Raw genomic sequence first — 22,643 nt, forward strand, 5'->3', positions numbered from 1 at the left:
AAACCGATTGCCGAGCAGATCGGGGGCTGGGACCCTCCGGGTCATGAAGGAGAGTCCTTGGCCGATGGTGCTGGACGGTCTGCTGTTCCGCGAGGCCGTGGAATCCGATCTTGATGCGCTGGTCTCCTTCCGGAACGACCCTGGGGTCAACCATTTCATGGTGCGCACCTACGTCGATCCCGACGACTTGCATCGTGAATGGCTCGCCGTGCCGAGCAGTCCGACGGACTACTCCTGTGTCGTCGAACGTGACGGCCAGGTCGTGGCGATGGGTTTCCTCGAGATCGTGGATGGTGCCGGCCAGCCCGGTCACCCCACCGGCACGGAGGGTGTCATCGGCTACATCGTGGATCCGAGGGCCGCCGGGCAGGGAATCGGGACGGTGACTGCCCGCGCGCTCCTACGTGCGGCGTTCGACGGGCTCCATCTGCGTCGAGTCACAGCCGCGGCGAATGCCGACAACCTGGCGTCCGTAGGTGTGCTTGAACGCGCCGGCATGCGTCGGGAGCGCCACGCCCTCAAGGCGCTGTGGCACCGGGAGCGCGGATGGCTGGACGAGGTGGGATACGCGCTCCTGGACGACGAGTGGGCTGCGCGGAACGGAGAGACCGCCCACACCTGAGGTCCGGACGTGCCGCCATCCGCTCCGTCGTTCGATGGTCCGACCAGGTGGCGGAAACCGCGTGGGGCGGCTCTCGCGGAGGGCGATGGACGCTCGGGTGGGGCTGGAGAGCGATGGCCGGCCACCCGCCGGGTCACGTCCAAAGTCAGCAACCCGGGAGCCGCAGCGGGCCCTGCACCGGATCGACCGGCTCGCTTACAGCGTCGCACCCGGTTGCGTCCCGCCAAGCCAGTGGCTGGCCGCGGCGCCCGGGGGCCTGCTCACGACGACCGGTGCCCGCTCCGGGAAACCGCCCACCGTGCCCCTACTGGTCACCACGCTCGAGAGCGGCTGGGCGGTCATCGCGTCGAACTACGGGTCGAGGCGGCAACCGGCGGGCTCTTCCACCTTCGCGCCCACCCCGTCACCTCGCTCCAGGTGGACGGGGTCGCGCACCGGATGCAAGCGGAGCAGGTGCACGGCGTCGAGGAGGACCGTGTGCGCGAGGCGGGCTTGGGCTGGTACCGCGGATACACGGCGCATGAGGAGCGGGCGGTCGCGACCTCGGCTTCTTCGTGTTGCACCCCCGAGCACGACTGACCTGGACCCCGGTGCCCAGTGCCGCGACGCGTGGGTACACAGGCAACTGTTCACCGCGGTCGGTCCCGTCGGTTCCTGTATGTCCCGGCGCCGCGGCATGTGCCGTGCCTGCTGGAGTGCGCCGGAACCCCGGACGGCGCCGCCATCGACGCCTTATCGTGGGGCAACCGCACCGTCGTCTGACGAGGTTCGTGCATGCGAGAAGCCGGCGGGAGGCGCTGACTGGCCCATGGACAAGGCAGCTGAAGCGCCACGTCGGTTGCCCGCCGGGATCGTCACGTTCGTGATGACGGACATCGAGTCCTCGACCCGGATCTTCCGCGAGCTGGGCGATGACTATGTCGGCCTCCTTGCTACGCACAACGCCCTCCTGAGAGCGGCCTTCACGGCTCATCGAGGTGCCGAGATCAACACCGAGGGAGATGCGCTCGTGCTGGCCTTCGACGACGCTGGGCAGGCGGTTCGCGGCTGTGTGGCCGGTCAGCTCGCCCTGCAGGCGCACGACTGGCCACCCGGTGCACAGATCCGCGTCAGGATGGGCGTGCACACGGCTCACGCCGCACCGACGGGTGACAACTACGTGTCGCTCGGGCTGCACCAGGCGGCTCGGATCTGTGCCGCGGCACACGGCGGCCAGATCGTTCTGTCGGAGGCGACGGAGAGAGCGGTGACGGCAGACCTTCCCGCGGACGTCGCCCTCGCCCCGCTGGGAATGTTCCAGCTGCGCGGGTTCGTAGAACCTGCCCGCCTCTTCCAGGTGCGTCACGCTGAACTGCCCACGGAGTTCCCACCGCTGCGGGCCCACGGCGTCACACGCCACAACCTCCCGTTCCACAAAGCGGCATTCTTCGGGCGTTCCGACGAGCGCCGCGAACTGGCCGAATACATGCGTCAGGCGCGAGTGGTGACCGTCGTCGGTCTGGGAGGTGTCGGCAAGACACGTTTGGCGGTTCAGGTCGCCTTCGACGTGATGGACGAGTTTGATGACGGTGCGTGGCTGGTTGAACTGGCCTCAGCCACAGATCGGCAAGCCGTTGTGAGTGCGGTGGCCGCCGTGCAGCACATCACAGAGGTGCCTGGACGCAGTCTTGAGGACGTCCTGCTGGACGACCTCTCGGCCAAGTCAGCCATGCTCATTCTCGACAACTGCGAGCAGGTGCTCGATGCAGCCGCGGGCTTCACCGAAGTGCTGACGCAGCGCTGTCCCCAGCTCGCGGTGCTCGCCACCAGCCGGGAACCCCTCGGCATCGAGGGAGAGGTCGCCTGGCAGCTGGATCCCCTGCCGGTGCCGGACCCGACAGCGATCGCCGGTGAGGCAGATGTAGCGGGGGAGGCCTCCATCCGGCTGTTCGAGCAGCGAGCAGCATTGGTGCGTAACGGCTTTCGCATTGACGATGACAACGCGGCCATCGTGGCCCAGATCGTCTGGCAGCTCGATGGCATACCTCTTGCCATCGAGCTGGCCGCGGCCGCACTTGCTGACAACTCGCTCTCCGGAGTCCTGCGCGGGTTGTCCGATCGGTTCTCGCTCCTCACGCATGGCCGCCGTACGGCGCCGGCTCGTCACCAGACGCTCCGGGCGGCGCTCGGATGGAGCCTCGACCTGCTCCCCCCGGACGAGCGCCTCCTCTTCGGCAGGCTGGCAGTCTTCGCCCGGAGCGGCACGATCGTCGCCGCACAGGCTGTCTGCGGGACGCCGCCGCTGAGTGAGGCAGTCGTCCCGCAGCTCCTGCGGCGGCTGCGCCGCAGCTCCCTGCTGTCCTACCGAGAGGACGTGGATGGCTGGGTCATGTTGGACTCGGTCCACGAGCTCGCGAGTATGGAGCTGGCCGCTTCACACGAGTCCGACGACTTGGCCGCCCGTCACCGTGAGTGGTTTGCCCGGCGCGCTGAGACGCTCGGGAGCCAGCTCGGCCTGCGCGGTCACACCGAGGCGCGGGCCGACTTGCTGGCGGATCTCGACAACATCCGTCTGGCTCTCGCCAGCGGCGTGAGCGCCGGTGACAGTGACCGCTCGCTGCGTATGGCCGTCGCGATGGAGCCGTTCTGGGTATCGCACGGAGACTGGAGCGCTGGTGTCACCCACCTGCGCCAGGCGCTTGGCGTGCCGGGGGCCGAGGCCCTGCGTGGGCGGGCGTTGACTGCGTTGGGGAACTTGCTGATCCTGCGCGGCGAGACGGTCGACGCCGAGCAGTGCTTCCTGCAGGCGGCCGAGATCGCGGCCGGCAGCGACGACGAGATCACGCTCGCCCGGTCCCGTTCCGGCCTTGGCTATGTCGCCTTTCGTCGCTCCGACCTCGAGAGGGCCGAGACGCACTGGCGGGACGCCCTGACGCACGCCGACAGGGCGGGCGACGAGCGCGTTGCTGCAGGCATCCTCCGCAGTCTCGCGATCGCCGCGGGCGCCCGCGGTGACCAGACGGCGGCGGCCGAGCTGATCGACCACGCGATTCGCTCTGCCGAGCGTGTCCAGGATGACCAGCTGCTCAGACTGCTCCTCGGCTCGAGGGCCGAGATGGACCTCTGGCTCGGCCGGTACGACTACGCGATGGATCTCTACGGGGAGGCGCTCCGCATCGCCTCGGCCATCGGTGACGTCTCTGCGCGTGCCTTGCTGCTCTGCGAGCTGGGCTGGGTCTCCCTGCTCACCGGTGACCTGCCCACAGCAGCGCGGTTGGCCGGTGCGGCGCTCGAGGTGGCGGAGGATCTCGGTAACCGGAGGGCGATGACCAGCGCCCTGCGGCTCATGGCCGAGTCCTCGCTGCGACGGGGCCGATTCGCGGACGCGGACGCGGAGCTGCAGCACGCGCTCAGCGTGGCCGAGGGCTTGGGTGCCCCCGCCGAGACCGCGGGTGTCAGGTGCACCCAGGCCCACGCTGCCCTCGAGCAGCGAGACCACAGCGCCGCGGCACAGCTGGCGGAATCCGCCCTCGCCCTCGGGGCCCTGGGATACCCGATGCGCACGACCTTCCCGCAGTGGGTCCTTGGTGTGGTGGCTCTGGAGCGTGGTGACCTGAATGAGGCCGACATCCAGTTCCGGGTCGGTGTCGGAAACGCTGCCACCGCCGCACCGCGTCACCTGGCGAACAGCAGGTGGGGTCTGGCGCGCGTGAGCCTCGCCGCGGGCGATGCACCGGAGGCTGCCAGGCTGCATCGACAGGCACTGGGGCTGCGCCACAGCATGGGGGATCGGCTCAGCGTGGCGGAATCGCTCGTCGGCGCGGCGGCCGTCATCGCCGGCGTGGACCCGTCCACCGCCGAGGCCCTCTTGTCAGAGGCCGAGGGCATTCGCGGCTCCTGCACCGCAGTGGCGACGCCGCGTCAGACTGGTGACCTCGCGGCGGTCCGCGCGCTCCTGGACGGGCGCCAGCGGGTCGTGGAGGAGGAAGGGGCCCAGGCTGAAGCGATGGCGGTGGATGGCGCGCTTCGTGCTCTGGCCGAGATCGAGCGCTCAAGCTCGGCGCGGGCCGACTGACAACCAAGGAGGACTGCATGGGCTGGCTGGAGGGCGACGTGGCACTCATCTCGGGCGCGGGCTCGGGACTCGGGTTGGCGTTGGTGGACCGCTTCGTCGCCGAGGGCGCCCGAGTGCTCGCACTCGACCGTGACGCTGACCGGGTGAGGAGCGTCGAGTCCAGGTACCCCGGCCAGGTGGCGGGCATCGCGGGCGATGTCACCGTTCCTGCGGACAACGAGAAGGCGGTGGCCCGGGCCTTGTCGGTCTTTGGACGCCTCGACACGTTTGTCGGCAACGCGGGCCTGTTCGACTACGGAGCGCGCCTGGTCGACACACCCATGGAGGCGCTGAGCCGCGGCTTCGACGAACTGTTCGCGGTCAACGTCAAGGGCTACCTGCTGGGCGTCAAGGCCGCAGTCGACGCCCTCATCGAGTCCGCCGGCAGTGTCGTGCTGACCGCCTCGGTGGCGTCCCGGAACGCCGGCGTCGGCGGTGCCGTGTACACCGCATCGAAGCATGCGGTCGTCGGCCTGGTCGAGCAGCTGGCCTTCGAACTCGCGCCGAACGTTCGCGTCAACGGCGTCGCGCCGGGCTTCATGCGCACTGACATTCGGGGCCCTCGGGCCCTGGGGCTGGCGGACCGCACCTTGGGCTCGATGCCGGATCTCGACGAGCTGGCGCGTGCCGTGCTGCCCATGCAGTTCCTGCCCGAGCCGTCCGACTACACCGGTCATTTCGTCCAGCTCGCCTCGCGAGCCAATGCGGCCGCCACGACCGGCGTCGTCGTCGAGTGCGACGGCGGCTTCTCCGTGCGGGGCATGGGACCGCCTCCCGGCCAGTGACGAGCGAGTCGCGACAGGCTCACTGCCCGGCCAGTGACGCGGCGCGCTCGGCGTCGCTCTTGAGGATGCAGAACTCGTTGCCCTCTGGATCGGCCATCACGTACCACCCGGTGCCCGGACCGTAGAGGCCGCGGCGATCCGCGACGAGGCTCGCGCCCAGGCCGAGCAGCCTCTCGTACTCCTCGTCCTGGGTCAGGTCGGTGGAGCGCAGGTCGAAGTGGATGCGGTTCTTGACCGACTTCGGCTCGGGAACCTCGATGAACAGGACGCGGTGGCCGTCGGTCGTGGAGTGGATCATGCACTCCTCGTGGCCGGGCTCGTTGGGATCGTCGGGGATGTCCTCATAGCCGAGCACCTGCTTCCACCACTCGGACAGCTCGTAGGCGTTGCGGCAGTCGATCGACGTGTGCGAGACGCGCGAGGTCATGGAGGACAGCCTGTACGACCGGGCCGCCGGAGTCGATGAGGTTTCCGCCCCGCCCGTGACAGGGTCGGCAGGGTCCGGCAGAGTCGGACCATGACATCGAGTGCCGCTGCCGACGCGTCCGTGACCGACCGTTTCCGGGCCGCGAGGGATCTCCTCGTGGACCTTCGGGAGGACCACGACCGGGCCGTCGCCGAGTTCAGCTTCCCCGACGGGGGCGACCGCTGGAACTGGGCCATCGACTGGTTCGACGCCATCGCGCGTGGCAACAACAGGCCTGCCCTGACCATCGTCGAGCAGGACGAGTCGGTCCGGACGGTGACCTTCGACGAGATGGCCCGCCGCTCCGACCAGGTCGCGGCATACCTGAGCCGGCTCGGCGTCCGCAAGGGTGACTCCGTCATCCTCATGCTCGGCAACCAGGTCGAGCTGTGGGAGGCGATGCTCGGCGTCATGAAGATCGGCGCCGTCATCATGCCGACGACGGTGGCGGTCGGCCCCGGGGATCTTGTCGACCGGATGGAGCGGGGCGAGGCACGAGCCGTGGTCACCAACGCCTCCGAGGTGCACAAGTTCGACGACGTCCCAGGCGACTACCTGCGCATCGCCGTCGGCGTCGACCCGGCCGGGACGGCCGACCCAGCCGGGACGGAAGGTCCGGCGGGCTGGGAAGGGTACTCAGCGGCATACGCCATCGATGCGGAGCCGGCCGAGCACCCGGGAACGGTGCCTGACGACCGGCTGCTCCTCTACTTCACGTCCGGCACCACGAGCAAGCCCAAGCTCGTGGAGCACACCCAGGTCTCGTACCCGGTCGGGCACCTGTCGACGATGTACTGGATCGGCCTGCGCCCCGGGGACGTCCACCTCAACATCTCGAGCCCGGGATGGGCCAAGCACGCGTGGTCGTGCTTCTTCGCCCCGTGGATCGCCGAGGCGACGATCTTCCTCTACAACTACACCCGCTTCGACCCGGCGGCCCTGCTCCGCGTCCTGCGCACCCACGAGGTGACCTCGCTGTGCGCACCGCCAACGGTGTGGCGGATGCTCATCAACGCCGACCTGTCGGGCGGCCCCGGTGCGCTCCGCGAGCTGCTCGGCGCCGGCGAGCCGCTCAACCCCGAGGTGATCGCCCAGGTCGAGAAGGCGTGGGGTATGACCATCCGTGACGGCTACGGCCAGACCGAGATGACCGCTGCCATCGGGAACACACCGGGCGCGCGGATCAAGCCCGGCTCGATGGGCAGGCCATTGCCCGGCGTGCCCGTGGCCATCGTCGACCCGCTCACCAACGCGATCGCCAACCAGCGTGACGCGGGCGGCAAGGTGGAGGGCGAGATCTGCCTCGACCTGTCGCAGCGGCCGGTGCCGCTGATGACCGGCTACCAGGGTGATCCGGAGCGCCATGCCGCCGCGATGGCGGGCGGCTGGTACCACACCGGCGACGTCGCGTCGGTCGATGCCGACGGCTACATCACCTATGTCGGCCGGACCGACGACGTGTTCAAGGCCAGTGACTACAAGATCAGCCCGTTCGAGCTCGAGTCGGTCCTCATCGAGCACGTCGCCGTGGCCGAGGCTGCGGTCGTGCCGTCGCCGGACCCGGTGCGGCTGGCAGTGCCCAAGGCGTACGTCGCCCTCGTCGCCGGCTACGAGCCGAGCGCGGACGTGGCCCGGTCGATCCTTGCGCACTGCCGGGAAAAGCTGGCGCCCTGGCAGCGGGTCCGGCGCATCGAGTTCTACGAGCTGCCGAAGACGATCTCGGGCAAGATCCGACGGGTCGAGCTGCGCGGTCGGGAGGAGGAGCTCGACGCGTCCGGTGCCGCGCAGCCGGACCTCGAGTGGCGCGACGACCAGTTCCCTGACCTCAGGGGGTGACCGTCGCGCTGGGCGACGGCGAGGCCGACTGCGACGCCGACGACGGCGACGACGACGGCGACGGCGATGGCGACGGCGACGGTGTCAGGGTCGACGTCCTGACGGTGGCGGGGGTCGAGGTGCTGTTGTCGTCGGGCGTCGCGGTGGCGATCTCCCGGATCGTCGTCTCCCTGAACTGGCTGCACGAGCGCGGCTGCTCACCCTCTTGGCCGGGCCCGGCGGGCGCGCCGGGATCCGCTGGCTCAGCGGGCGCAGCGGGTTCGGGCGGCGCGGCTGCCTCGGCGTCCCTCGTCTCCTGGGCCCCGCGCGGGTCGATGATCGCGCCGTTGATGACCTGGATGTTGTCGTAGAGCGGTCGGCCCTCGATGAGGTTGCGGTACGTGTAGCGGGTCAGCTGGGTGAGCGCGCATCGCGGGCCGAAGCTGGCCAGGTCGAAGGCGTACGGCTGGCCCCTCAGCTCCTCGTCCTCGGTGGCGATGAAGTGCGACACGACGCCGCCGCCGGTGAAGGTCCCGACCTGGATCCGGGACCCGTCGATGGTCGGCGTGTGGATGTGCCCGTTGATGACGACCCGACCGCGGTCGACCTCGGTGGCTGCATAGGGCTCGTGGGTGACCACGATGTCGCTCTCCGGCTCGTCCTCCATCGCCAGGTTGAACGCATCGACTGCCGGTGCCTGCTTGCCCGCGGGGTCCTGGTTGTCGTCACCGAAGTACCGCGGGTCGTTGAACCCCGTGATGCGCAGGCCATGGAACGACAGCTCCCGGTGCACGCCCTCGGGGTCCTGGAGCAGCACGACGTTGGGCACCGCCGCCATCCGGCGCAGCAGCGCCCGGTCGGCCGGTGCCGACTGGTCGTGGTTGCCGCTGGTGAAGATGTAGGGGACTCCGAGCGACTCGATTCCGCGGAAGATGCCCCCCGCCTCGCCCTCCTGCACCCGGCCGAAGTTGATGATGTCGCCCGTGTCGATGACGGCGTCGACGCCCTCCTCCTCGATGATGGTGCGCATCAGGGCGTACTGGTTGGCGCCGTGGATGTCCGAGACGAGCAGGAAGCGGGCCGACACGGTCGGCTGGGTCAGGTCCGTGGGGACGAACTTCTCCTGCAGCGCCTGCGAGAGCGCGAGCAGGTTGCGCAGGTACGGCGTGGCCTGCTCGGCGCGGGTCTCCACGTCGGCCAGGAGCCCCGCGTTGCGCTGGACCGTGCCGAGCAGGCCCGTCGTGGTGAAGGCTGCGAAGCGGTCCGGTTGATAGGTGAGGGCCGTGCTCAGCGCCGTGCCGCCGGAGACGAGGACGAGAGCCCCGGCCACGAGGACGAGGTGCATCCGCTCGGGGCGCCGCCGCCGGGCGTAGTGCACGGCGACCGACAGGCCCACCGCAACGATGAGCGCCCCCAGGCCGAAACGCCAGCCCACCCCCACGGCGGCCTCCCGGATCGCTGCCGAGATCTCCGCGTCCGTGGGCTGCAGTGAGCGCACGCTCACCGGGCCTCCACTGAGGAGGTCGGTGACCTCCTCCCGCACGGAGACGGCGACGTCGAGCCCCGGGGCGAGGGCGGGCGACAGGAACGCGAGGTCAACGTCGCCGACGATGGTCGGGCTGTGCAGCACCGGCGTGTGTCGCGGCACCGGGTCGAGGCGCAACGTCGCGCGGAAGTTGGAGGTCTCCACCGTGGTCGGCGACAGGTTCGTCGCGGCCACACCGCCGAGGTAGCAGGCCACGACGATGGCGACCCAGCGGGCCACCAGGCCCGCCCGGGCCCAGCCGGGGTGATCCGTCCTCAGTCGCATCGCGTCCACCCTATGCACGGACCGCTGGAGACCTCGCCACGCTCCCGCCCCGCGTGAGCGGGGAACCGAGCCCAGCGGCATACGACATCGTGGTATTCGGCCGTATGCCGTTGAGCTCGCCCCGCGCTCACGCGCGGTTGGTCACAGGTACTGGCCGGTGGGACCCGGTTCGCGACCGGTGGTGTCGGGCCCATGCAGGTGGCCGTGGCCGGCCCCGGGTGGCGAGCCGTAGGACGCGCCCGGGCCCGGCAGCGCCCGCATCTGCTGGAGCTGCTGTTGCGCGGCCATCTGCTGGGCGACGAGGGCGGTCTGGATCCCGTGGAACAGGCCCTCGAGCCAGCCGACCAGGGCGGCCTGGGCGATGCGGAGCTCGGCGTCGCTCGGCGACTCCTCGCGGAACGGCTGCGCGATCCGCTCGAGCTCCTCGACGAGCTCGGGGGAGAGCCCGTCCTTGAGCTCCTCGAGCGACTGGTGGTGGATATCGGCGAGGCGGCGGCGGCCGGCAGGGTCGAGCGGTGCGCTCCGGACCTCCTCGAGCAGCTGCTTGATCATCGACCCGATCCGCATGACCTTCGCCGGCTCCTCGACGAGGTCCGCAGGGTTCCTGCGCTCGCGCTCGCCGTCACCGGAGCCGCCGCCCGCGCCGCCCTCCGACGTGCTGCGGGGCGCATCGGCCACGCCCATGCCATCGGGGGTGAGCACGACGATGCGCTGGTCCTCCCGCTGCTGTTCGCCGGTGGGGTCCTGCCCGGGCACTGGCTGGCTGGCGTTGTCACTCATGGTCCCCATCCTGCCCCACCGGTCGACGGCGGGGCCCGTGGGGAGATCATCAATCGAGCCCGGGCCGGACGGGGGCCTGCACATCCTGCGTGCGGTCAGGGGAGGGCATTGCGCACGCAGGATGTGCAGGGGCGCACCAGCCTCGAGTCAGCGCTTGCCCGCGGTGGCGAACCAGGGGTGGTGCAGGTCGTGGTACGAGATGTCCGTCATGGCGTCGTCCATGCCGGCCATCTGGTCCTGCATCTCCTGGGGCATCTCCTTCTTCTCGCCCGCGCGGGCCTCGGCCTCTGTACGGAATGCGATCGTCTGGGTGAAGAAGCCGTCCTCGTCGACCGCGATGGTGCCGCCGATGATGTCGGGACGCTCGCGGTGCATCATGTCCATCGGCTGGTCCATCATCATGCGGAACTTCTCGGGGTCACTGATGCGACCCTGGATGACCTGGACGAAGCCGGCGTCGTCCGACCCACCGTCGAGCATCAGCTGCACGTCGTCGCAGTCGTGGAAGGTCACCGGGCCGTCGAAGTACTGCTCGGTCTCCGACCACCAGGCGCCCTGCTCGGGCCGGTTGCTGTTGCGCATCGCCGACTCCTTCGAGTCGAAGCGGACGACGCCGATGAACTCGTTGTCGTCGGTCAGCCCGTACGTGCCTCCGAGGAAGCCCACCGCGCCCGGCTCGAGCTCCTCACGCCACAGGTCCATGCGACGGTGCAGCTGGTCCGCGTCGTTGCCCTGGCCCTGAATCACCTGAATGAACACCTCTTGACCTCCCGCTGTGTGAGTTGGGAGGGCCGCTTCAGGTCGAAGTGGTCCACGTGTCGACGTTACGCCGTGCGCTCTGGCACGTCACCGGGCCGAAAACGTGGAAACCGGGCAGGTTCTCCGGGCGAGTGATCATTCCGGCCGCATCGGTTCACACCTGCGACCGCTGGCCCTAGTGTGAGCCGGATCACCTACACGACACTCGGGGGCCAACAGTTCACTGACCAGGAGGAGAACCACCGTGGCCATCGACAGACGCACCATGCTCAAGGGCAGCGCAGCCGTTGCCGGGGCGGCCGCCCTCGGCGGCCCGTTCCAGGGGCTCGTGGCGGGACCCGCCAACGCCCTTGGCTCGCCGGCCTTCCGCAACCTCCGCCCGATCCCGGACCTGCGGGACGGGCGGGTTCGCCTCCACCTGCCCGAAGGGTTCAGGTACCGGTCGTTCCACGACACCGAGTCACCGGTCGTCCTCGACGACGGGACGAACCTGCCCGGCCGCCACGACGGCATGGCGGCCTTCGACGGGCCCGACGGGCTCGTCACACTCGTGCGCAACCACGAGGTCAACAACCCGGGCCCGGCCTTTGGCCCGACCGGTGACTGGACCTATGACCCGATGGCCCAAGGCGGTTGCACCGTGGTCAACGTGTCCCACGACGGGGAGGTCGACTCCGCCCATACCGGCATCAACGGCACGATGATGAACTGCTCCGGGGGCCCGATGCCGTGGGGAGCCTGGATCACCTGTGAGGAGACGGTCAACGGCCCGGACGTGGGGCCCGACTTCACCGGCGCCTCCAACATCCCGTTGACCAGGCCGCACGGCTACGTCTTCGAGGTGCCCACGACGGGGCGCGCTTCCGGCGAACCCATCACGCGTGCCGGACGCTTCCCGCACGAGGCGGTGGCGCTCGACCCGATCGACGGTTACCTCTACCTCACCGAGGACAACTTCGGCTTTCCCTCCGGCTTCTACCGATACCGGCCGAGTCACCACCCGATGGAGGCCGGGCACCTCGACAACGACGGCTCGCTCCAGATGCTCGCCGTCAAGCGGATGCCCAATGCCCACCTGGAGGCCGCTCAGCGGCAGCGGGCCACCTTCACCGTCGAGTGGGTCGACATCGACGACCCGGACCCGACCTTCCCCTACACGGCGGGGCAGACGGCGCCCACGACCAATGACCAGGCGCTCACCTACGTCGGGAACCAGGGCCGCGCCCAGGGAGCGGCGGGTTTCTCCCGGCTCGAGGGTGCGATCTACGACAACGGCATCGTCTACTTCACCTCGACCCAGGGCGGCGGCCCGGCCGAGACTGCGCCGTCGGACAACGTCAACGGCTACGGGAACGGGTTCGGGCAGGTCTGGGCCTACCACTGCCGGTCGGAGAAGCTCGAGCTGATCTACCAGTCGCCGGGCAAGGAGGTCTTCGACTTCCCCGACAACATCACCGTCAGCGCGCGAGGGACCCTCGTCGTCTGCGAGGACAGCACCGGCGACAACTACCTGCGCGGCCTCAACCGCGGTGGTCAGCTCTGGGACATCGCACTCAACCGGCTCAGGTCCTCGACTGGGGACCCCCGCTTCGGAGACGAGTTCGCGGGGTCCACGTTCAGTCCGAACGGGGAGACCCTGTACGTCAACATCCAGGCGAGCCGCGGAATGACCTTCGCGATCTGGGGCCCGTGGCACAAGCACGGCGTGTGATCACGGACTGACTCAGCCGTATGCCGCTGGGCTCGCTTCCGCTGTGAAGCGAGCCCAGTGTCGTCCCCGGTTCAGCTGGTGAGGAGGATCTTGCCGATGTGGGTGGACGCCTCCATCTCGCGGTGCGCGTCGGCCGCCCGGTCGAGCGGGTGGCGGGAGTTGATGATGGGGCGGACCCGACCGGCTTCGATGAGCGGCCAGACGTGCTCCCGGACGGCGGCCACGATGGCGGCCTTCTCGGCGGCGGGCCGTGCGCGCAGGGTGGTGGCGATGACGGCCCCCCGCTTGGACATCAGCCTGCCCAGGTCGAGCTCGGCCTTGCGACCGCCCTGGAGGCCGATCGTCACCAGGCGGCCGTTGACGGCCAGGGCGTGGACGTTCCTGGCGAGGTACTTCGCGCCGATGTTGTCGAGGATGACGTCGGCGCCGTGGCCGTTGTTGGCGGCGCGCAGCTCCTCGTCGAAGTCCTGCTCCGTGTAGTTCACGAGGACCTCCGCGCCGAGCTCGCGGCAGAAGTCGAGCTTCGCCTGGCTGCCGGCAGTGACCGCGACGTGGGCGCCGACCGCCTTGGCCAGCTGGATCGCCATCGTGCCGATGCCGGAGCCGCCGCCGTGGACGAGGAGCCACTCGCCGGGCTGGATGTTGGCGGTCATGAAGACGTTGGACCAGACCGTGCACGTGACCTCGGCGAGGCCGGCCGAGTCCACCAGGTCGACGTTGGCCGGCTTGGGGAGGACCTGGCCGGCCGGCGCGGCGACCTGCTCCGCATAGCCGCCCCCCTCGAGCAGGACGCAGACCTCGTCGCCGACCGTGAAGGAGTCGACCCCCTCGCCCAGCGCGGCGATGCGGCCGCTGACCTCGAGCCCCGGATACGGCGACCCCCCGGGTGGTGGGTCGTAGAAACCTTGGCGCTGCATGACATCCGCCCGGTTGACGCCGGCCGCCACCACGTCGACGAGGACCTGGTCCGGCCCTGCCTCGGGGGCTGGGACGTCCGCCGGGACAAGGGCGTCGGGCCCGCCCGGCTCGGGGATGGTGATGGCGCGCATGCGCAGGACTGTAATGCCCTGCCTCGGCACCGAGCCCAGCGGCATACGGCCTGGTGGTCGTGCTCAGCGGTTCGGGCTGAGGCGGCGTGCGAGGTCGTCGGCCGTGGTCCTCACCCGCGCGACCAGCTCTGACACGTGGTCAGCGTCGGCATCGGCGGACCGGAAGGTCACCGCGACGGCAGCGAGCGGGCGGTCGGCGCGGTCCACGACGGCCACGGCGACGGATGACAGGTCGGGGGTGACGGTCCCGTCCTCGCGCGCGTGGCCAGCCGCGCGGGTCCGGGCGAGCAGGGTCCGTAGCTCCTTGAGCGAGGCGGGCCCGGTGCCGTGCCGCTGGGCGAACGACCCACGATCCGGGTACAGGGCGCGGACCTGCGCCGGCGGCAGCGCGGCGAGCATGGCCACGCCGCTCGCCGTCAGGTGGGAGGGGAGCCGCACCCCGACGTCGGTCACGAGGGTCGGCTGGCCCGGTGCCCGCTCCTCGAGCACGTAGATGACGTCGCGCCCGTCCAGGGTGGCGAAGTGGGCGTTCCGGCCGCACTGGTCGGCCAGACGGCGGATCGCCGCGCGGGCCACGCGGGCCAGCGGCGCTTGGCGCTGGTAGGCCGAGCCGAGCTCGTAGGCGGCGGAACCCAGCCCGTAGCGACGCTCCTCGACATAGTGCGTCACGTAGCCCCGTGAGCAGAGCACCTTGAGCAGGTGGTAGACCGACGACCGGGGGAGTGCCAGGTCGCGGGCGATCGAGGCGGCCGGCACCGGCTCGGCATGGCGGGACAGGTGCTCGAGCACGTCGAGCGCGCTGGCTGCGGCCGGAGCGTTGGTCATCCCGCCCTTTCCATCGGCATGTCTCGTATCCGAGACGATTGTGCACCGCGGTGGGGTGCCCCGCCAGCGCAGTCACGGTTCCATGGGTGGCATGACCCATTCCGTGGACCTGGACCTACGCGCGGCGCCCGTCACCGTCGGCATCGGCCCGCTGTCGTTCGAGGACGTCATCGCCGTCGCCCGCCACGACGCGCCCGTCGAGCTGTCACCCGAGGCGGAGGCCGAGATCAGCCGCAGCCGCGAGGTCGTCGAGGCGCTGGCCGACGACGAGAAGCCGCACTACGGCGTCTCGACGGGCTTCGGTGCACTCGCCACGCGGCACATCCCCGTGGACCTGCGTGAGCAGCTCCAACGCTCCCTCATCCGGTCGCACGCCGCCGGCGCCGGGTCCGCGGTCGAGCGCGAGGTCGTGCGGGCGCTCATGCTGCTGCGCTTGTCGACCCTCGCCACGGGGCGCACCGGCGTGCGCCTGGAGACAGCGAGGGCGTATGCCGCTGTGCTGAGTTCCGGGATCACTCCCCTCGTGCACGAGTACGGTTCGCTCGGCTGCTCGGGTGACCTCGCCCCGCTCGCGCACTGCGCTCTCGTCGTGATGGGTGAGGGCACGGTCCTCGACGCCTCCGGATCGATGTCGGATGCCCGCTTCGCGCTCGAACAGGAGGGGATCGAGCCGGTCCAGCTGCGGGAGAAGGAGGGACTCGCCCTCATCAACGGCACGGACGGCATGCTGGGCATGCTCGTGCTCGCCATCGACGACCTGCGCTCGCTCCTCAAGCTTGCCGACGTCGCTGCTGCGATGAGTGTCGAGGGGCTGCTCGGGACGGACGACGTCTTCGCGGCGGACCTGCACGAGCTGAGGCCGCATCTGGGACAGGCGCTCTCCGCAGCGAACATCCGGGCGGTCATGGCCGACTCGCCGATCCGCGAGTCCCATCGCACGGACGACTGCACGCGAGTGCAGGACGCCTACTCGCTCCGGTGCGCGCCCCAGGTCCACGGTGGTGCGCGCGACACGATCGAGCATGCGGCGGGGGTGGCGGCCGCCGAGCTCGCGTCGGCGATCGACAACCCGGTCGTGACCAAGGACGGTCGCGTCGAGTCCAACGGCAACTTCCACGGCGCGCCGGTGGCGTACGTGCTCGACTTCCTCGCCATCGTGGCGGCCGACGTCGCCTCGATGTCGGAGCGGCGGACCGACCGCTTCCTCGACAAGGCGCGCAACCAGGGCCTGCCGGCCTTCCTCGCGCACGACCCCGGCGTCGACTCGGGACTGATGATCGCGCAGTACACCCAGGCGGCCATGGTGTCGGAGATGAAGCGGCTGGCGGCGCCCGCGTCGGTCGACTCGATCCCGAGCTCGGCGATGCAGGAGGACCACGTCTCGATGGGGTGGTCGGCCGCCCGCAAGCTGCGCACGTCGGTTGACGCGCTCGGCCGGGTTCTCGCCATCGAGCTCGTCACCGCCGCCCGGGGGCTCCAGCTGCGGTCCCCGCTCGAGCCCGGCCCAGCGTCGCAGGCGGTGATCCGTGCGCTCGAGGACCTCGTCGGCGAGACCACTGGGCCCGACCGCGTCGTCGCGGACACGCTTGGCGCTGCCCATCTCGGCGTCCTCGACCGCTCCTACCTCAGCGCCGCCGAGTCGGTCACCGGCCCGCTCCGCTGATGGTCGAGTGTGCAGTTCCCGCCCCTTTCGACGAAGGGCAGGTCGAGGGGGTGCGGCGGGAACTGCACACTCGACGAGGACTTGACGGGCGCGAACTGCACACTCGACGAGAAGCCAGCCCAGCGGCATACGGACACATCTGAAAGTCTTTGGACGAGAAGGGAACTGACATGGAAGGTGCACGACCTGTCCGCGCTCCGCGCGGCACGCAGCTGACCGCGCAGTCGTGGGCGACCGAGGCGCCGCTGCGGATGCTGATGAACAACCTCGACCCGGAGGTGGCCGAGCGGCCTGACGACCTCGTCGTCTACGGCGGCACGGGCCGCGCGGCGCGCGACTGGACGTCCTTCGACGCGATGGTGCGCACCCTGACCACGCTGAGGCAGGACGAGACGATGCTCGTCCAGAGCGGGCGGCCGGTCGGTGTCATGCAGACGCACGAGTGGGCGCCCCGCGTGCTCATCGCCAACTCGAACCTCGTCGGCGACTGGGCGACCTGGCCGGAGTTCCGGCGGCTCGAGCACCTGGGGCTGACGATGTACGGGCAGATGACGGCGGGCTCGTGGATCTACATCGGCACGCAGGGCATCGTGCAGGGGACCTACGAGACGTTCGCGGCCGTCGCGGGGAAGCGCTTCGGTGGCACGCTCGCCGGGACCCTGACCCTCACCGGTGGCTGTGGCGGGATGGGGGGCGCGCAGCCGCTGGCCGTGACGATGAACGACGGCGCCTGCCTCATCGTCGACGTCGACCCCGCGCGGCTGCACCGTCGGGTCGAGCACCGCTACCTCGACGAGGTCGCCGACAACCTCGAGGACGCGGTCGAGAAGGCGATGGCCGCCAAGCACGACCGTCGAGGCTGGTCCGTCGGAGTGGTGGGCAACGCAGCCGAGGTGTTCCCCGAGCTGCTGCGCCGTGGGGTGCCGATCGACATCGTCACCGACCAGACCTCGGCCCATGACCCGCTGAGCTACCTGCCCGAGGGCCTGGCGCTCGAGGCCTGGCACGAGTACGCCGAGAAGAAGCCCGAGGAGTTCACCGACCGGGCCCGCGCGTCCATGGCCAAGCACGTGCAGGCCATGGTGGAGTTCCAGGACGGCGGTGCCGAGGTCTTCGACTACGGCAACTCGATCCGGGACGAGGCGCGTCTGGGCGGGTATGACCGGGCGTTCGAGTTTCCCGGCTTCGTGCCGGCCTACATCCGGCCGCTCTTCTGCGAGGGCAAGGGCCCGTTCCGCTGGGCGGCGCTCTCCGGGGACGCCAAGGACATCGCCGTGACCGACCGGGCCGTGCTCGAGCTCTTCCCGGACAACGACCGGCTGCACAAGTGGATCCGCGGCGCGCAGGAGCGGGTGGCGTTCCAGGGGCTGCCGGCGCGGATCTGCTGGCTCGGCTACGGCGAGCGGGACAGGGCCGGTCTGCGGTTCAACGAGCTGGTGGCCTCCGGGGAGATCTCCGCGCCGGTCGTCATCGGGCGCGACCACCTCGACGCCGGCTCCGTGGCGAGCCCCTACCGGGAGACCGAGGCGATGGCCGACGGCTCCGACGCGATCGCCGACTGGCCGCTGCTCAACGCGCTGGTCAACACGGCCTCGGGCGCCTCCTGGGTGTCCATCCACCACGGCGGCGGGGTCGGCATCGGCCGCTCGATCCACGCCGGGCAGGTGTCGGTCGCCGACGGCACCACGCTGGCGGCCGAGAAGCTGGCCCGGGTCCTGACGAACGACCCCGGCATGGGCGTCATCCGGCACGTCGACGCGGGATACGAGCGGGCCGAGCAGGTGGCGAGGGAGCGCGGGGTCCGGGTCCCGATGAAGGAGTCCTGACCCCCTTGCGGCAACACACCGAGCAAATCACGACACACCGGCTCCGGGTTCCGGTGGGTTGTGACCTACTCGGTGTGTTGCGGGGTCAGGCGCGGCGGGTCTCCTCGTCCGAGATGTCGGCGACCGTCGCCTCGAACTCGCGGATGACGTCGTCCCCGGCAACCGTGAGCCCCACGCCGTGGTCCCCGCCGCCGAGCGAGATGCTTCGGCCGCGCAGGTGGGTGTCCGCGATGACCGGCAGGCGCGTCGTCGACCCGAACGGCGTGATCGTCCCCCGCTCGTACCCGGTCACCGACTTCGCCTCTGCCGCGTCGGGCATCGAGATCCGGTTGGTCCCGAGCAGTGCGCGCACCTTGGCCCACGAGAAGATCCGGTCGCCGGGCACGAGGACGAAGACGTGCTCGCCCTCCGACACCCGGACCACCAGGGTCTTGATGAGGTCTCGCGGCTCGATCCCACGCGCGGCGGCGGCCTCCTCCAGCGAGCGAACCCGGCCGTGGCGTGTCACCGTGTGGTCAATACCGGCGGCACGCACGGCCTCGATCGCCGGTGTGGTGCGCTCGTCGTCCGTCATGGAGACAGCCTAAGTTGAAGGGTGTGGAGTCGATGGTGACGACCGGGTTCGACCGGATGTGGGCGGAGCTCGCGCCCCTCGGTCGGGACGGCTCGACCGGCGGCTACCGGCGCTTCGCCTGGACCCGCACGGACCACGACCTGCGCGAGTGGTTCGCCGGGCAGTGCGCGAAGCGTGGTCTCGCCCTCACCGAGGACCGCGCCGGCAACCAGTGGGCCTGGTGGGGTGACCCGGACTCGATCCCCGGCATCGTCATGGGCAGCCACCTCGACTCGGTGCCGGAGGGCGGCGGCTTCGACGGTCCGCTCGGCGTCGTCAGCGCCCTCGCCGCCATCGACGCCCTGCGCGCGGCCGGCGTCACACCGGCCCGGCCCGTCGGCGTCGTCAACTTCGTCGACGAGGAGGGGGCCCGCTTCGGGATCGCCTGCGCCGGCTCCCGCATCATCACTGGTGCTCTCGACGCCGACCGGGCCCGCGGCCTGACCGACGCCGACGGCATCACGATGGCCGAGGCCTGGCGCGCCGCGGGCCGTGACCCCGCTGCGCTCGGCCCCGACGAGGAGGCCCTCCGACGGGTGCACGCCTTCGTCGAGCTGCACGTGGAGCAGGGCAGGGCGCTCGCGCTCGACCCCGACGGATCGACTCCCGGCGACCTCAGCGACGCGACGCGTGCAGTCGCCATCGGGACGGACATCTGGCCGCACGGCCGGTGGCGGATCGAGCTCCCGGGCGAGGCCAACCACGCCGGAACGACGCGCCTCGAGGACCGCCGCGATGCCATGCTCGGTCTCGCGACCGTCGTCCAAGAGGCGAGGTCGTATGCCGCTGAGCTGGGCTGCGTGGCCACCGTCGGCAAGGTGCGCGTCGAGCCGGGAGGGGTCAACGCCGTGCCGAGTCACGTGACCGCGTGGCTGGACGCGCGTGGCCCGGCGGAGCGCGCAGTGCTGGCCACCGTGGCCGGCGTCCTCGACGTGGCGAGCGGGCTCGGTGGGACGCATGAGGAGGAGTCGTGGACCCCGACGACACGCTTCGACGCCGCGCTCGTGAGCCGGCTGACCGGCATACTGCCTGATGCACCCCTGCTCGGGACCGGAGCGGGGCACGACGCGGGCATCCTCGCCACCCATGGGATCCCCACCGCGATGCTCTTCGTCCGCAACCCGACGGGGGTCTCGCACTCACCGGCCGAGTTCGCCGAGCCTGAGGACTGCCATCGCGGGGTCGCGGCCCTCGCCGCGGTCGTCACCGAGCTGTGCACGTCGGGCCATCGAGACGCAGGGACGCAGACGGAGGGACTCCACGCATGACGGCTTTCTGGTGCGAGAGCGCCTTCCTGACAGGTGGATTCGCCAAGCGGGTCCGGCTCGTCGTCTCGTCGGGCCTGTTCAAGGAGGTGTTCGTCGACGCCGACCCGGAGCCGGGCGACGTCATCCTCGAGGGCGTCACGCTGCCGGGGATGGCCAACACCCACAGCCATGCCTTCCATCGCGCCCTGCGGGGACGGGTCAACGGCGGCGGAGGCAATTTCTGGAACTGGCGCGAGCAGATGTACCAGGTCGCCGCCCAGCTCAACCCGGACACCTACCTCGCGCTCGCCCGCGCGGTCTTCGCGGAGATGGTGCTCGCGGGCTTCACCCTCGTCGGCGAGTTCCACTACGTGCACCACCGGCCCGGCGGCAAGAAGTTCGGCGACCCCAACGCGATGGGCTTCGCCGTGCGCCAGGCGGCGGATGAGGCCGGCATCCGGATGACCCTGCTCGACACGTGCTACCTCGAGGGTGGCCTCAACGGCGGCGGCTACGTCGAGCTGCATCCCGGACAACGGCGGTTCAGCGACGGGTCGGTCGACGCCTGGGCCGAGCGGATGCTGGCCCGTCGGGTCGAGAACGACCGGGTGAGACTCGGTGCCGCGATCCACTCGATCCGCGCGGTGCGCAAGGAGGACCTGCCCAAGGTCGTCGAGGCATCGGGCACCATGCCGCTCCACGTCCACCTGTCCGAGCAGCCCGGCGAGAACATGGCCTGCCAGATGTACTACGGCTGCACGCCCACGGAGCTGCTCGACGACGCCGGCGCGCTCGGCCACAACCTCACGAGCATCCACGCCACCCACCTGACGGAGCACGACATCGAGCTGCTCGGTGGCACGGGCACGGGGGCGTGCTTCTGCCCCACGACCGAGCGGGACCTCGCCGATGGCATCGGGCCCGGCCGGGCGCTCCACGACGCGGGGACCCCGCTCTCCCTCGGTTCGGACCAGCACGTGGTCATCGACCCCTTCGAAGAACTGCGCGGCGTCGAGATGCACGAACGGCTCGTGACCAACGAGCGGGACCGGTTCACACCCGCCGACCTGCTCCAGGCGGCGTCCTTCAACGGCTATCGCGCGCTCGGCTGGTCCGACGGGGGACACCTGTCCAAGGGAGCGCTCGCCGACTTCGTGACGGTGCGGACCGACACGGTCAACACCGCCGGCTCGGCCCCGGAGCAGATCATCTACTCCGGCGTCGCGTCTGACGTATCGGCCGTCGTCGTCGGGGGCGACATCGTCGTGCGCGATGGCGAGCACCGGCTCGGCGACGTCGGCCGGCTGCTCGGGACGTCGATCGAGCGGGTCGTCAGCGCCGCGGTCGGCGCGTGAGCACGCTGCTCACGGGCATCGCGGAGCTCGTCACCAACGACCCGGCGTGGGGGGAGGGGCAGGCCGACCCGGCGGACCGGCTGCTCGGGATCATCCGCGAGGCAGCCGTGGTCGTCAGTGGCGGCGTGATCGCGTGGGTTGGCCGGGCTGCGGACGCTCCCGACGCGGACGACCGCCGGGACCTCGGGGGACGCGCCGTCATCCCCGGCTTCGTCGACTCCCACACCCACCTCGTCTTCGCCGGCGACCGCTCCGCCGAGTTCGCGGCCCGGATGACGGGAACCGCGTACGACGGCGGCGGCATCGCCGTCTCGGTGGCGGCGACCCGCGCCGCGACGGACGACGAGCTGCGCACCCTGGTGGCGGGCCGCGTCACGGAGATGCGGGCCCAGGGCACGACGACGGTCGAGATCAAGAGCGGCTACGGGCTCACCATCGAGGACGAGCTCCGGTCCCTGCGGATCGCGCGCGAGCTCACGCCCCACACGACGTTCCTCGGCGCGCACGTGGTCCCGCCGGAGTACCGCGACCGCAGGGCGGACTACGTCGACCTCGTCACGGGACCCATGCTCGACGCCCTCCTCGCCGATGGGCTGGAAGCGAGCCCAGCGGCATACGTCGACGTGTTCTGCGAGCCACACTCGAAGCACGCCTTCGACGGGGACGAGGCACGCACCATCCTCACGGCGGCCCGGGACCGCGGCCTCGCCCTGCGCGTCCACGGCAACCAGCTCGGCCACGGTCCCGGGGTGCAGCTCGCCTGCGAGCTCGGGGCGGCGAGCGTCGACCACTGCACGTACCTCACCGACGACGACGTCGAGGCGCTCGCGGCGGCGCGCGGCACCACGGTGGCGACGCTGCTGCCGGGCGTCGAGTTCTCCACGCGGTCGCCCTATCCGGACGCGCGCCGGCTCATCGAGGCCGGGGTCGATGTCGCCCTGGCCTCGGACTGCAACCCGGGCACCTGCTACTCGTCGTCGATCCCCTTCGTCATCGCCCTGGCCGTGCGGGAGATGGGGATGACGCCCGCCGAGGCGCTGTACGCCTCGACGGCCGCATCGGGCAGGTCGCTCGCGCTGGACCGGCGTCTCGCTGTCGGCGAGCCCGCCGAGCTCGGGGTGGTCAACGGCCCGAGCCACCTGCACCTGTCGTACCGCGCCGGCGTCCCACTCGTGCGGGCGTACGAGCCCTGAGGCCTCGCCGAGGTGACGTCGCGCGGCCTCG

Annotated in this window: 17 protein-coding genes; 10 read left to right on the forward strand and 7 right to left on the reverse strand. The window is 70.7% G+C overall.

All coding sequences use genetic code 11. The features are described from left to right. Positions 1 to 43: 43 nt before the first annotated feature. The 3 genes from VJN29_RS01490 (at position 44) to hcaB (ending at position 5,500) form a co-directional block, all read left to right on the forward strand. On the forward strand, positions 44 to 622 hold the full coding sequence (locus tag VJN29_RS01490; RefSeq protein WP_324141690.1) for a GNAT family protein: 579 nt from the start codon (positions 44 to 46) through the stop codon (positions 620 to 622). An 808-nt stretch (positions 623 to 1,430) separates the two neighbouring features. Then, positions 1,431 to 4,676: an adenylate/guanylate cyclase domain-containing protein gene (locus VJN29_RS01495; protein ID WP_324141691.1), complete on the forward strand. Its 3,246-nt coding sequence runs from the start codon at positions 1,431 to 1,433 to the stop codon at positions 4,674 to 4,676. A 17-nt stretch (positions 4,677 to 4,693) separates the two neighbouring features. Further along, a complete protein-coding gene (gene hcaB, locus VJN29_RS01500; RefSeq protein WP_324141692.1) occupies positions 4,694 to 5,500 on the forward strand; it encodes a 3-(cis-5,6-dihydroxycyclohexa-1,3-dien-1-yl)propanoate dehydrogenase in 807 nt (268 codons plus the stop codon). A gap of 19 nt (positions 5,501 to 5,519) precedes the next feature. Here the strand turns inward: hcaB and VJN29_RS01505 are convergent, their stop codons facing one another. Beyond that, positions 5,520 to 5,927: a VOC family protein gene (locus VJN29_RS01505; protein WP_324141693.1), complete on the reverse strand. Its 408-nt coding sequence runs from the start codon at positions 5,925 to 5,927 to the stop codon at positions 5,520 to 5,522. Between the two features lie 90 nt (positions 5,928 to 6,017). Between VJN29_RS01505 and VJN29_RS01510 the strand changes: the two genes are divergently transcribed. After that, entirely contained in the window at positions 6,018 to 7,802 is a 1,785-nt protein-coding gene (locus tag VJN29_RS01510; RefSeq protein WP_324141694.1) for an AMP-binding protein, read from the forward strand. Here VJN29_RS01510 and VJN29_RS01515 read toward each other — a convergent pair. From VJN29_RS01515 to VJN29_RS01525, 3 genes are all read right to left on the reverse strand, one after another. After that, positions 7,792 to 9,591 (reverse strand): metallophosphoesterase, encoded by a 1,800-nt coding sequence (locus VJN29_RS01515; RefSeq protein WP_324141695.1) that lies wholly within the window; start codon positions 9,589 to 9,591, stop codon positions 7,792 to 7,794. The genes VJN29_RS01510 and VJN29_RS01515 overlap by 11 nt on opposite strands. 141 nt (positions 9,592 to 9,732) lie before the next feature. Next, entirely contained in the window at positions 9,733 to 10,371 is a 639-nt protein-coding gene (locus tag VJN29_RS01520; protein WP_324141696.1) for a proteasome activator, read from the reverse strand. 147 nt (positions 10,372 to 10,518) lie between these two features. Further along, positions 10,519 to 11,118 (reverse strand): hypothetical protein, encoded by a 600-nt coding sequence (locus VJN29_RS01525; protein ID WP_324141697.1) that lies wholly within the window; start codon positions 11,116 to 11,118, stop codon positions 10,519 to 10,521. Between the two features lie 256 nt (positions 11,119 to 11,374). On the opposite strand from VJN29_RS01525, the gene VJN29_RS01530 reads away from it, so the two are divergent. Beyond that, complete coding sequence (locus VJN29_RS01530; protein ID WP_324141698.1) at positions 11,375 to 12,841, forward strand: PhoX family protein; 1,467 nt, start codon at positions 11,375 to 11,377, stop codon at positions 12,839 to 12,841. A 71-nt stretch (positions 12,842 to 12,912) separates the two neighbouring features. Here VJN29_RS01530 and VJN29_RS01535 read toward each other — a convergent pair whose 3' ends face one another. Both VJN29_RS01535 and VJN29_RS01540 read right to left on the reverse strand, forming a co-directional pair. Further along, positions 12,913 to 13,890, reverse strand: coding sequence for an NAD(P)H-quinone oxidoreductase (locus VJN29_RS01535; protein ID WP_324141699.1), 978 nt, complete (start codon positions 13,888 to 13,890; stop codon positions 12,913 to 12,915). A 63-nt stretch (positions 13,891 to 13,953) separates the two neighbouring features. Continuing rightward, complete coding sequence (locus tag VJN29_RS01540; protein WP_324141700.1) at positions 13,954 to 14,715, reverse strand: IclR family transcriptional regulator; 762 nt, start codon at positions 14,713 to 14,715, stop codon at positions 13,954 to 13,956. A 91-nt stretch (positions 14,716 to 14,806) separates the two neighbouring features. Here VJN29_RS01540 and hutH point away from each other — a divergent pair, with 91 nt between their 5' ends. Together hutH and hutU are read left to right on the forward strand one after the other, a co-directional pair. Then, the gene (gene hutH, locus VJN29_RS01545) at positions 14,807 to 16,378 is read left to right on the forward strand and encodes a histidine ammonia-lyase (RefSeq protein WP_324141701.1); all 1,572 of its coding nucleotides are present in this window, start codon (positions 14,807 to 14,809) and stop codon (positions 16,376 to 16,378) included. Between the two features lie 170 nt (positions 16,379 to 16,548). Beyond that, the gene (hutU, locus tag VJN29_RS01550; protein ID WP_324141702.1) at positions 16,549 to 18,204 is read left to right on the forward strand and encodes a urocanate hydratase; all 1,656 of its coding nucleotides are present in this window, start codon (positions 16,549 to 16,551) and stop codon (positions 18,202 to 18,204) included. A gap of 85 nt (positions 18,205 to 18,289) precedes the next feature. Here the strand turns inward: hutU and VJN29_RS01555 are convergent, their stop codons facing one another. Then, positions 18,290 to 18,778, reverse strand: a complete 489-nt coding sequence (locus VJN29_RS01555; protein ID WP_324141703.1) for a YbaK/EbsC family protein — start codon at positions 18,776 to 18,778, stop codon at positions 18,290 to 18,292. Between the two features lie 32 nt (positions 18,779 to 18,810). On the opposite strand from VJN29_RS01555, the gene VJN29_RS01560 reads away from it, so the two are divergent. Genes VJN29_RS01560 through hutI form a run of 3 tightly spaced genes read left to right on the forward strand, consistent with a single transcriptional unit; the run spans position 18,811 to position 22,612 of the window. Then, on the forward strand, positions 18,811 to 20,085 hold the full coding sequence (locus VJN29_RS01560) for an allantoate amidohydrolase (RefSeq protein ID WP_324141704.1): 1,275 nt from the start codon (positions 18,811 to 18,813) through the stop codon (positions 20,083 to 20,085). Beyond that, a complete protein-coding gene (locus VJN29_RS01565) occupies positions 20,082 to 21,419 on the forward strand; it encodes a formimidoylglutamate deiminase (RefSeq protein WP_324141705.1) in 1,338 nt (445 codons plus the stop codon). The genes VJN29_RS01560 and VJN29_RS01565 overlap by 4 nt, the downstream gene beginning before the upstream one ends. Beyond that, positions 21,416 to 22,612 (forward strand): imidazolonepropionase, encoded by a 1,197-nt coding sequence (hutI, locus tag VJN29_RS01570; protein ID WP_324141706.1) that lies wholly within the window; start codon positions 21,416 to 21,418, stop codon positions 22,610 to 22,612. The genes VJN29_RS01565 and hutI overlap by 4 nt, the downstream gene beginning before the upstream one ends. The last annotated feature ends 31 nt before the right edge of the window (positions 22,613 to 22,643 follow it).

The organism is Intrasporangium sp. (assembly GCF_035280925.1).
Taxonomy (GTDB): Bacteria; Actinomycetota; Actinomycetes; order Actinomycetales; family Dermatophilaceae; genus Intrasporangium.

Bases quoted from the DNA above. Each gene is read 5' to 3' on its own strand.
- VJN29_RS01490 (WP_324141690.1), top strand. From the start codon at position 44: ATGAAGGAGAGTCCTTGGCCGATGGTGCTGGACGGTCTGCTGTTCCGC.
- VJN29_RS01495 (WP_324141691.1), top strand. From the start codon at position 1,431: ATGGACAAGGCAGCTGAAGCGCCACGTCGGTTGCCCGCCGGGATCGTC.
- hcaB (WP_324141692.1), top strand. From the start codon at position 4,694: ATGGGCTGGCTGGAGGGCGACGTGGCACTCATCTCGGGCGCGGGCTCG.
- VJN29_RS01505 (WP_324141693.1), bottom strand. From the start codon at position 5,927: ATGACCTCGCGCGTCTCGCACACGTCGATCGACTGCCGCAACGCCTAC.
- VJN29_RS01510 (WP_324141694.1), top strand. From the start codon at position 6,018: ATGACATCGAGTGCCGCTGCCGACGCGTCCGTGACCGACCGTTTCCGG.
- VJN29_RS01515 (WP_324141695.1), bottom strand. From the start codon at position 9,591: ATGCGACTGAGGACGGATCACCCCGGCTGGGCCCGGGCGGGCCTGGTG.
- VJN29_RS01520 (WP_324141696.1), bottom strand. From the start codon at position 10,371: ATGAGTGACAACGCCAGCCAGCCAGTGCCCGGGCAGGACCCCACCGGC.
- VJN29_RS01535 (WP_324141699.1), bottom strand. From the start codon at position 13,890: ATGCGCGCCATCACCATCCCCGAGCCGGGCGGGCCCGACGCCCTTGTC.
- VJN29_RS01540 (WP_324141700.1), bottom strand. From the start codon at position 14,715: ATGACCAACGCTCCGGCCGCAGCCAGCGCGCTCGACGTGCTCGAGCAC.
- hutH (WP_324141701.1), top strand. From the start codon at position 14,807: ATGACCCATTCCGTGGACCTGGACCTACGCGCGGCGCCCGTCACCGTC.
- hutU (WP_324141702.1), top strand. From the start codon at position 16,549: ATGGAAGGTGCACGACCTGTCCGCGCTCCGCGCGGCACGCAGCTGACC.
- VJN29_RS01555 (WP_324141703.1), bottom strand. From the start codon at position 18,778: ATGACGGACGACGAGCGCACCACACCGGCGATCGAGGCCGTGCGTGCC.
- VJN29_RS01560 (WP_324141704.1), top strand. From the start codon at position 18,811: ATGGTGACGACCGGGTTCGACCGGATGTGGGCGGAGCTCGCGCCCCTC.
- VJN29_RS01565 (WP_324141705.1), top strand. From the start codon at position 20,082: ATGACGGCTTTCTGGTGCGAGAGCGCCTTCCTGACAGGTGGATTCGCC.